At 39.3% G+C, this 8443-nt stretch carries 15 protein-coding genes; 14 read left to right on the top strand and 1 reads right to left on the bottom strand.

What is annotated here, in order from left to right; genetic code table 11:
- From Q5Y71_RS16115 to Q5Y71_RS16075, 9 genes are all read left to right on the top strand, one after another.
- The coding region (locus Q5Y71_RS16115; protein ID WP_306043116.1) for a hypothetical protein at window positions 1–507 on the top strand (507 nt) is incomplete at its 5' end.
- Window position 508: 1 nt separating this feature from the next.
- On the top strand, window positions 509–1006 hold the full coding sequence (locus Q5Y71_RS16110; RefSeq protein WP_306043115.1) for a hypothetical protein: 498 nt from the start codon (window positions 509–511) through the stop codon (window positions 1004–1006).
- A 554-nt stretch (window positions 1007–1560) separates the two neighbouring features.
- Window positions 1561–1749 (top strand): hypothetical protein, encoded by a 189-nt coding sequence (locus Q5Y71_RS16105; RefSeq protein ID WP_301417948.1) that lies wholly within the window; start codon window positions 1561–1563, stop codon window positions 1747–1749.
- 346 nt (window positions 1750–2095) lie between these two features.
- Entirely contained in the window at window positions 2096–2335 is a 240-nt protein-coding gene (locus tag Q5Y71_RS16100) for a hypothetical protein (RefSeq protein ID WP_306043114.1), read from the top strand.
- 189 nt (window positions 2336–2524) lie between these two features.
- Entirely contained in the window at window positions 2525–2854 is a 330-nt protein-coding gene (locus tag Q5Y71_RS16095; protein ID WP_306043113.1) for a hypothetical protein, read from the top strand.
- A gap of 8 nt (window positions 2855–2862) precedes the next feature.
- Window positions 2863–3348, top strand: coding sequence for a hypothetical protein (locus Q5Y71_RS16090; RefSeq protein WP_306043112.1), 486 nt, complete (start codon window positions 2863–2865; stop codon window positions 3346–3348).
- A 56-nt stretch (window positions 3349–3404) separates the two neighbouring features.
- The gene (locus Q5Y71_RS16085) at window positions 3405–3704 is read left to right on the top strand and encodes a hypothetical protein (RefSeq protein ID WP_306043111.1); all 300 of its coding nucleotides are present in this window, start codon (window positions 3405–3407) and stop codon (window positions 3702–3704) included.
- 213 nt (window positions 3705–3917) lie between these two features.
- On the top strand, window positions 3918–4247 hold the full coding sequence (locus tag Q5Y71_RS16080; protein ID WP_306043110.1) for a hypothetical protein: 330 nt from the start codon (window positions 3918–3920) through the stop codon (window positions 4245–4247).
- Window positions 4248–4672: 425 nt separating this feature from the next.
- Window positions 4673–5038: a DUF1493 family protein gene (locus Q5Y71_RS16075; protein WP_306043109.1), complete on the top strand. Its 366-nt coding sequence runs from the start codon at window positions 4673–4675 to the stop codon at window positions 5036–5038.
- 283 nt (window positions 5039–5321) lie between these two features.
- Here the strand turns inward: Q5Y71_RS16075 and Q5Y71_RS17700 are convergent, their stop codons facing one another.
- The gene (locus tag Q5Y71_RS17700; RefSeq protein ID WP_371877089.1) at window positions 5322–5501 is read right to left on the bottom strand and encodes a SymE family type I addiction module toxin; all 180 of its coding nucleotides are present in this window, start codon (window positions 5499–5501) and stop codon (window positions 5322–5324) included.
- 112 nt (window positions 5502–5613) lie between these two features.
- Here Q5Y71_RS17700 and Q5Y71_RS16070 point away from each other — a divergent pair, with 112 nt between their 5' ends.
- The 5 genes from Q5Y71_RS16070 to Q5Y71_RS16050 all read left to right on the top strand — a co-directional run bounded on the left by Q5Y71_RS16070 (window position 5614) and on the right by Q5Y71_RS16050 (window position 8349).
- Complete coding sequence (locus Q5Y71_RS16070) at window positions 5614–5751, top strand: hypothetical protein (RefSeq protein WP_306043108.1); 138 nt, start codon at window positions 5614–5616, stop codon at window positions 5749–5751.
- Window positions 5752–5764: 13 nt separating this feature from the next.
- Entirely contained in the window at window positions 5765–6235 is a 471-nt protein-coding gene (locus Q5Y71_RS16065; protein WP_306043107.1) for a hypothetical protein, read from the top strand.
- Between the two features lie 387 nt (window positions 6236–6622).
- On the top strand, window positions 6623–7045 hold the full coding sequence (locus Q5Y71_RS16060; protein WP_306043106.1) for a hypothetical protein: 423 nt from the start codon (window positions 6623–6625) through the stop codon (window positions 7043–7045).
- 124 nt (window positions 7046–7169) lie between these two features.
- The gene (locus tag Q5Y71_RS16055) at window positions 7170–7868 is read left to right on the top strand and encodes a hypothetical protein (protein ID WP_306043105.1); all 699 of its coding nucleotides are present in this window, start codon (window positions 7170–7172) and stop codon (window positions 7866–7868) included.
- Entirely contained in the window at window positions 7861–8349 is a 489-nt protein-coding gene (locus Q5Y71_RS16050; RefSeq protein ID WP_306043104.1) for a hypothetical protein, read from the top strand. The genes Q5Y71_RS16055 and Q5Y71_RS16050 overlap by 8 nt, the downstream gene beginning before the upstream one ends.
- Window positions 8350–8443: the final 94 nt, after the last annotated feature.

Raw genomic sequence — 8443 nt, 5'->3', positions numbered from 1 at the left:
CAACAGGAGGACACTAAAAATGCCAAGGAAGCGGCAAAAAAGGGTGCACAAAAGGTACTAAATAAGAAAGTTCAAGTAATTGGTGGAACGGTATTTTCAATTGGAGCTGAAGGAAGATCTCAACTAGGAAAGATTAATCGGGGGCTGGCGAAATTACGACAAGGTTTAATATCTGAAGGCGATTCAGAGCTAATTGAGTTGTTTAATAAGTCAACATTTTTATATAGTGATACTACATATGACAATGGATCTGAGATATCTCAGGCTCATGCTAACTATAAGACCAGCACGGTTACATTCTTTAAAGATTTTGGCAGCGATACATCTAGCAGTCGATTCGAAGCCTTGACGGTTTTTCACGAATTTAGACATTTGCAAACCGATAATTACAATTTGCATACTTCTCGAGATTTTATTCTTGGTTCGGATGCCCCTTTTGAGCAGGATGCTCGTTCTTGGGCGGCGCAGTTCGAATACAGAAATAATCTTTATTATAGGAAAAAATAAGATGATTTTTTCTTTTAGGTCGTTGCTAATATCCTCTATATGTCTTGTCATGCTCTCATGTTTTTCAGTTGCTGATGAGAGTAAAAAATATACGTATGCTAATTCTTTTGAGCCAAAATATTACGTGGTACTGGATGAATTAGATTCACAAATTCAATTTTTAGATATGATTTCTCCAGCAGAATATTGCGGGAGAGATAAAATGTTTTATTGTGTTTCAAGCAAGCAGTTCCTATTTGCGATTCCAAGATTTGGTTATAAAAACAAGAAAGAGTGGGGGTTTGCTGGAAGCAAATTTCTCTACGAGGATGAAAGGAATATCAAAATCTTTGGTCATACCTATGTTGTGAGTGTAATTAAGTCCGCTAACAATGGCATTGAAGCAACTTTCCTGTATTCGGAAGAGAGAGGGTTGTTGGGATTTAAAATTCAAGATGTTATTGAGAAGGGTAGTAAAACGTTCTATCTAGTGGATGAAGTTGGATTTGCCAGAAGATAGTTTGCACAAAAGGAACGAACCATCCAGGAAATTATTTCTTCAGATGTGGATAGAATCCAAAATAAATTTGATGAAATTATCAAAGAGATGAATGAAAAAGGTTTGAGATATCCAGGTTCTCCCGCTCAGGGTAATAACTCAGGCAGAATAAACAACCTACTAAGTAGTACGATTTGCCCTAACTATCTAGCAGGCTGCTGAAAAAGTCCCTTTAACGAAATTTTTACCTTAACTCTTATAAAATCAGAAAATTCAGAGCCTACAAAACAAGTGTTTTTTTGATTCTAAAACTTCAAGATGATGATGCTTTAATTCAAAATCCGAGTTTTTCAGCAGCCTGCTAGGGTGTGGAGAGCAAGCTTTATATTTATTTGACGCTCTCTATACGCCTGAGTTTAATAATTCTCTAGAAACATCTTGGACCAAAAACCTTATTTATGAGTGGGGGACGTGGGAGCATATCACACCGCACCAATACCTTATTCTTACCCCAGATTTGGATCCTTCGATGAAATTTAAGTTAGATCCATGGGCAAATACAACGGAAATAAGACGTGAATAAATCCTATAAGCGAAAGATTATATTTTGGTCGATATTTTTTGGTGTGGTGGGATTGTTGGTTGGTGATAAGGGAGGCGGAGGGTACGAAAAAATTATTTGGGCTGCCTGTGGAGCCTCACTAGGGGCTTTCATTGGATTATTGTTTTATAAATCTCAAATAAAAAAAGAAGTTAAGAAATGATTTTGGTTAGAGCAAAATATTGACACGATATCTCGCCTCAAGATGAAGCCCCACTGACGCGGGGATTTGTTAGCAGGCTGCTGAAAAAGTCCCTTTAACGAAATTTTTACCTTAACTCTTATAAAACCAGAAAATTCAGAGCCTACAAAACAAGTGTTTTTTTGATTCTAAAACTTCAAGATGATGATGCTTTAATTCAAAATCCGAGTTTTTCAGCAGCCTGTTAGACGGTAGTTTGGGAATTCACAATTAATAAATTGTCCCTATGCGCCACGTTCTCTCTTTTTATGAGCACTTAGACGCTTTCTGCCAAATATTTAGCAGTATGCTTAATGGTGTTAATTTTTTGGCTAACGAGATTGAATTATGTGCATCTAGTCCCCTTGATTTTTCCCTTGATGTTATAGATAAGCAAGGAACTAAAAACCATTATATTGTTGATTCCGAAGTTTTTTCTAAAAATCTAAGATCCTTTGCTAAAGATCTATACATGTCAGATTGCTTTGAGTTTAGATTGGTGGCAGGTGAATATACATTCACTTTGAGTGCTGATCCAATTTACTTTGGAATTAAGAAGCGAGACTAAATTCAGCAAGCTCTGGTTCTATGCCAGAGCTTTGACATTAGGTTACGACGACGGCTGCCCCCTCATGCACAAAAGAAGTGGGGAAAGCTCTACGAGTCTCTTAGGTTAAAAGTATTTAATAGGGTACAGGACAACTCTGACGCACCTATTCAGTTAACTCAGTTGGATATAATTACGCTCGCAGAATATATGAGTATTAAAGCCGATGGAATTAACCCTCTAAATTTCACTAAACTTTCAAAGAATTTTACTGTCGAGGCGGATACATTTTTATATGGATATGCAAGCCAAGAATTTCACGTTGAAAACGTTGGGAGCTTTAAAGGCGGGGAAATAAATTATATTGGCGTTGGGGTATTTGCGGGGCGTTATGGATTCTCTGAAGCCACTCTAAATACGCTTGTAGGTGCGTGGAATGTAAATGATGTTCTTGCTGGTAAAGGAAGTTACAATTTGTACCAAGCACAAACTGGCGGGCTTTGGTCGAGATTCGGTCGAGACTATTACAATATCAGGTGACTATGAAAATGGTTAATAAGTTTATAAAGTTTACTTATATTTTATTTATTGGCCTTTTGCTAATTGCATCATATTTTGTAATTCAGCTTGATTCGACTACTAGAGCCCCTTGCTCTAACTTACATTCCTTATCCGAAGATGAGTTGTTGCTGGAGCAATTGTGGGGTGGTATAGAAAATGTACTACGCAATTTCTCAAATTATCGAGTGGATCAATCAAGAATCGGCTTGATGTACGCAGAGGATGCGTATAATAATTTTGATATTGATTGGGGCCTAGTTGACATTCCTGTTGATGTGGCTTCATTGGGGTTTTATGGAAAAAATCTCGATTATAGTCAATTTGAAATTTCAAACGTTGAGAGTGTCAGAGTTGGTTATGGTTATAGGTACTATTTTGAATTTAAAATGGAGCCCTATTTAACTAGTGCAGGCCAAAAAAAAATAAATGATAAATTGCGCTATGTGGATGTTGTTGTTGAGTGTAGGGAGTAATTGCACAAGAGAGTAGTAAAGGATGGCTTTTTGATGAAAAAGGGGAAGAGCTATTTATGAGGTGGTTAAATGGCTCAGGAGAAACTCTTATTACCAATGGTGGTAGTTGGGGTGAATACATGAAAGCGAACCAGTTCCTAACTAACCAGATTAACTTAGCCTTGTATGGTGATGCGGCCAATAGATTAGGTTCAGGCTTTGTGAACCTTACAGTCCACGGAGAAATACAAAACGGGTATTCGACTGGATATGAAATGTTGCATGGCACTCACCGTGGTTTAGGGGACTTATCCATAATTGGATTTGCTGAGCTGTTGTCAACTGGCGGATATGCTTACAATGTTACCGTTACTTGAAATGATAGAATCGACCCCAACCCAATCTATTTGGGTGATAGGGTTAGGGCTGGTATTTTAAACGCGATATTTAGCCCTGCAGATTACGATGTTCATATTAGCTGGCAGCATTCAAGGGATACAAGATATGCTGGAGGGAATTAATGTGCGAAGAATAAAAAGCAATCTTCTTTTTTTGTTTTATTTTTACTGTTGGTTGTTGGCTGTAACCAAGTGGTTGCCAGTGGAAAGGCGATAACAGAATTTGGAGAATATGCACTTAATGATCGTTTGCAGCTAAAGGTTGAAAATGTTTCAGGTATAGTTAAATACCACCTTGTGAATAATAGTGGTGAAACACTTATTTTATCTAAAGTTAGAGCTAGCGTATACCAGCGTTGGGTGATTGTCTGGGATGGTGATCGTTTGTGGTTTTCTAGCAGTGATATTGGGGGGGTTGTTTGGATTAAGGAAAAAGACGGAAGTTATAGCTCTACCGAATATTATAAAAATTCAGTACTTCAGAAAGAGATCCCTCAAGCTATCAAGGAGTTTGAGGGCTAGTTTGCACAAAAGGGGCAGACAGAGCCACACCTAATCAAGGATATAGGTGCGCTAATTAATGATCCGGGCCAATATCTTCAATGCACCATAGAGTGTGCTTCAGAGGTTCTAGATTCTGGTACGGCAGCTAAGGCAGCTGTTGCTGCATCTGGTCTTAATGTCTTACCAGTGCCAGGTAAGCCTAAGGGAACGACGCCAGGAACTTCGCCAGCATCCAGGTTTTTCCGTAAACTTTTTGGCAAACTTCGTTTCCCAAAGCAAGTGCCTGCTCCGACGTTAAGGCAAGGCTTATCAGCAAAAACAGCAAGCGTCGGTGCTTTTGCTGGGCGCGTAGTTCCTATACTTGGCACTGCTGCTTTATTTCCCGATGCTAGAGCATTGGATCAATGCATTGCTACTTGCATGAGGCCAGGAGAATAGTATTTATGGATATACAAGAGGAAGTTATTAATTTTGTTGCTGATTATACTGGCACCAAGCATTCCAAAATTACACCAAGCACTCTGATAAATGAAGAACTTAATGTTGATGGTGATGATGGCAGCGAACTGCTATTAGAGTTTTCAAAAAAATTCAAAGTTGATCTTACGCCAATTAATGAAACGTATTTTGGGCCAGAAGGTTTTTCCTTAAGTGCGCTTATTTGGCCTGTTTTGTTATTATTAAACGCGTTGGGTTGGAGGCAGAAAACCTTTAAAGATACAGCGCCGTTACCTGTCAGTATTTTAATTGAATCGGCAAAAGCAAAAAAGTGGATTGCTAGTAAGAGCAACAATACTGGCCAATGTTGACATTGTTGCTTATGAGGTTGGTTTATTGCTGAAGCTAATCCTGGGTGTCTACTCAATAAGAAAACCAAAGCGCTAACTGTTAATAGTTAGCGCTCCAATGGCCGCATAGCATGTTCCACCTGACGTTGAGCGATAATCGCATCAATCACCCGAATCACCGTGTCCTTGTCTTGATCATCAAAATGTAGCGTTCCACAGTATAGCTTCCCGCATTTTTAATGCTCAAGTTACTATTTTATAAGCCCCGGCAGGGCAATCTACTGGGGCTTTGTCTTTAAGACGCCTATTCAGCAGTCAACACCAAACACCGCTCCATGACCCTGACCTTGATCGGCGTATCCACCACAAAACCGGCCCGTTCAAGCCAGTGGCCCCTGATCGTGATCCATGGCACGGAACGGCTGGCAGCATAGGGTGACTGTTTCTTGAGGCGGTACTCATAGTAGGCCTCCTGGACCTTAATGTAGCGCTCCTGTAGATTTGCTCATAGTGTTACTGGGGTTTCAGGCTCCTTTAACGTTACTGGTAGCTTTTTTAGAGTTGGGTGGAGTAGTGTTTCTAGAAATGGAGGGGGAATGATGCTTCGTGTTGGTCTTGGTGGTACGGGGAATACAGCGCGCTTTCACTTCTATATGCCAGGTTCTTTTGTGCCTAATTCTTTTGCTAATGGTTCTATTCAACTGAAAAGAGCCCTCTATAAAATGGGGCAATAATAAGATTTTGAGTATGAATAATAATGTAAAGCTGTTGGATCATGCATTGGTCGACTTGGGACAATCGGAGGTTGAAGAAAGTCCTCTCTTTCAAGTAGATACTGAATTTCTGGGTGATGATTTTACGAGGGTACATTCGGTTAGTAATACTTCGATCCCTCTTACTATCGATTTTTTGAATGATGGGATCGAAGTCCATTTAGGTGGAGCCAGTGAGGTGTTTTCCTGGGGGAGAGATTACCTTGAGAAGAGGTCTGATGAAGTTTTAAAAATTCTAACTTTGTTGTTGGTATCAAATATCCAGGTTGTTTCTCATGGAGATAGCTATAAGAAGTTTGTATTTAAGGAGGCTTCTACAAATAAGGTCTTGAAAGAGGTGAAGGTGTTCGATGGGTTTCTTGTGAATCCTTTTAAAAAATGTGAGCAACTGTTCCCGGCGATTATCCGTAGTCCTGAAAGTGCTAGATCTGATGGTCGCATGTGACAAGAAAAGCTCTAGAGCGCTAACTATTAATAGTTAGCGCTCCAATGGCCGCATAGCATGTTCGACCTGACGCTGAGCGATAATCGCATCAATCACCCAAATCACCGTATCCTTGTCTTGATCATCAAAATGTAGCGTTCCATAGTATAGCTTCCCGCATTTTTAATGCTTATCATAAACCCCGGCAGAGTGATCTGCCGGGGCTTTGTCTTTAAGACGCCTATTCAGCAGTCAACACCAAAAACAAGAAGGATTATGGCTCATGAGCTTGGCCATGCTGTTTTTAGTACCCCTGATGATAGCTTATACAGAATGAATAATATTATAAGGAATGAAAACCTTATAATGAACGCTCTGGGTCAACCGAGTAGAACTGAGTACTAAGGAATGAAAATATTAATAGCGCTATTGGCAGTATTATTTGCTTCCTATTCTGCAAAAGATTCTGGAGACGGAGTGTTAGATCTAGCCAAGATTTATTACGTGCCAATCGGTGTTGAAACTTATGTGCCAATGACACCAGAGAATATTGAATATTCAGCAACAAGTGTAGGTGAAGTTGATCCTTCAAGCCGTCAGTTTAAAAGACTGCTCAATATTCTCTACTCATCATCTAGGGGTCAATTTAAAGTTGATGATTTAAGAGTGAAAATTATTCTTCCCAAGAATGAAATCATTTATATTGATAACCATGGCGGCATAAGGCTGCCATCATCTGAGACTCATAAGCTAACTTATTCTGATTTGAAGACGGTTAAAAAAATTCTGGAAAGAACTACTAACAAAGTAAATATGATTGAGAAATACTGAAGGATTTTCTCAGCTATTTTCTGGTACCGATGAATAAAGAAATTCTGTCAGGTCACTTCTAGCGGGGCTTTGCTTCATCATCAAGGGGGTTGGTATAGATGAGGTAGTGGTATTTGGGGACTCCTTGCCTGGACCCAGTCTCTCTGGTTCTTTCTGGTATAATTTTGGCGGTAGTACTGGTGGTAGTGGCAGCACTGTTGGCGGTATCGGCGGCACTGGCAGTAGCTCTTATTACAGAGAATGGTATAGGCAATGGCTTCAGCAACAGGAGGACACTAAAAATGCCAAGGAAGCAGCAAAAAAGGGCGCACAAAAGGGGAGTTACTTGGATCGAATTGACCAAGCAATTCTAAACATTTTCACCAAGTATCAACTTCCGTCTGCTCCACAAGGAGCTGTGGACTATTTGGCTGGGTTAGGTGATGCAATACTCTTTGGGTATGGGAATGATATCCGGGAAAGTTTAAATATAAATGGTGGAATTAATACTAAATCTCAATTGTATAGTACTGGAGAATTATCTTCGATATTTGCGGGAGGAGTTGGTCTTTACAGAAGCTTGTATGTCAGCTCTTTAAAGCTCGCAAGTATGTCTCGTAATATGACAGTGCTAAATTCTACATCTGTTATTAGGAATGTATTTAAACGGTATGGTGGGCCAGCTTTTTTTAACTCTGCGGAGAGAGCTAAAATTGTTCCGTTTTCTACTCATGTAGCAAACAAAGGCTTTGATGCTGCAAGGGCGTCCCTTGGACGTACAAGAGGCACTTATAATATCCTTATTGGCTTGTCTCCTGGAATTGGTGGGTTATTTAATGATTAACTCTGTATTTGTCGACATTGAGTCTCCAGATCATGCTGCATTGCTGAATTGCTCTGATGGCAGTTATGAAATAGTACGAAAGCCAGAAGGAAAATTGTGCTCTGGATATGGGTACTTTAAATTTATTAATGGGGAGAAAAAATTAGCTGCATTGCTTGCATATAAAGAAAAGCTTTATTTATATTTTGATAGGCTTTATGAGCTAGATGAGGGTGATTGCAGAGTAGAGTTAAAGTCGGGTTTTTTTAAGGATGAGTTCAAGCTTTTTAAAAAAGACGAGTTGATATTATCTGTTAAATATAAACCCACTTCTTATGATGCAGGCGTTTTTGAAGAGGTTAGTGACTTGATTGCGGATAAAAAATATTCTTCTCTTCGTATACAGAATACTATTAAAATTTTGTCAGAAACTGACCCAGCTTTAAGACAAAAAGTAGATCAAGAATGTGTCAGCTTATTAGAAAAGGCGAAATCTAGTTAGAATAAGTAAATAGGGATGTGCATGATATTAGATCAGAGAGCTAATCCAGAACATCCACCCATTGGAGCGCTAACTATCAATGGTTAGCGCTGAG

The organism is Microbulbifer sp. 2205BS26-8 (assembly GCF_030731025.1).
Classification (GTDB): domain Bacteria; phylum Pseudomonadota; class Gammaproteobacteria; order Pseudomonadales; family Cellvibrionaceae; genus Microbulbifer; species Microbulbifer spongiae.
The sequence above is the reverse complement of the archived record's forward strand: the minus strand, read 5'-3'. Positions and strand labels throughout refer to the sequence as shown.

What these genes read in the sequence shown, in the direction of transcription:
- Q5Y71_RS16110 (WP_306043115.1), top strand. Translation starts at nt 509, where the DNA reads ATGATTTTTTCTTTTAGGTCGTTGCTAATATCCTCTATATGTCTTGTC.
- Q5Y71_RS16095 (WP_306043113.1), top strand. Translation starts at nt 2,525, where the DNA reads ATGAGTATTAAAGCCGATGGAATTAACCCTCTAAATTTCACTAAACTT.
- Q5Y71_RS16090 (WP_306043112.1), top strand. Translation starts at nt 2,863, where the DNA reads ATGGTTAATAAGTTTATAAAGTTTACTTATATTTTATTTATTGGCCTT.
- Q5Y71_RS16085 (WP_306043111.1), top strand. Translation starts at nt 3,405, where the DNA reads ATGAGGTGGTTAAATGGCTCAGGAGAAACTCTTATTACCAATGGTGGT.
- Q5Y71_RS16075 (WP_306043109.1), top strand. Translation starts at nt 4,673, where the DNA reads ATGGATATACAAGAGGAAGTTATTAATTTTGTTGCTGATTATACTGGC.
- Q5Y71_RS16070 (WP_306043108.1), top strand. Translation starts at nt 5,614, where the DNA reads ATGATGCTTCGTGTTGGTCTTGGTGGTACGGGGAATACAGCGCGCTTT.
- Q5Y71_RS16065 (WP_306043107.1), top strand. Translation starts at nt 5,765, where the DNA reads ATGAATAATAATGTAAAGCTGTTGGATCATGCATTGGTCGACTTGGGA.
- Q5Y71_RS16060 (WP_306043106.1), top strand. Translation starts at nt 6,623, where the DNA reads ATGAAAATATTAATAGCGCTATTGGCAGTATTATTTGCTTCCTATTCT.
- Q5Y71_RS16050 (WP_306043104.1), top strand. Translation starts at nt 7,861, where the DNA reads ATGATTAACTCTGTATTTGTCGACATTGAGTCTCCAGATCATGCTGCA.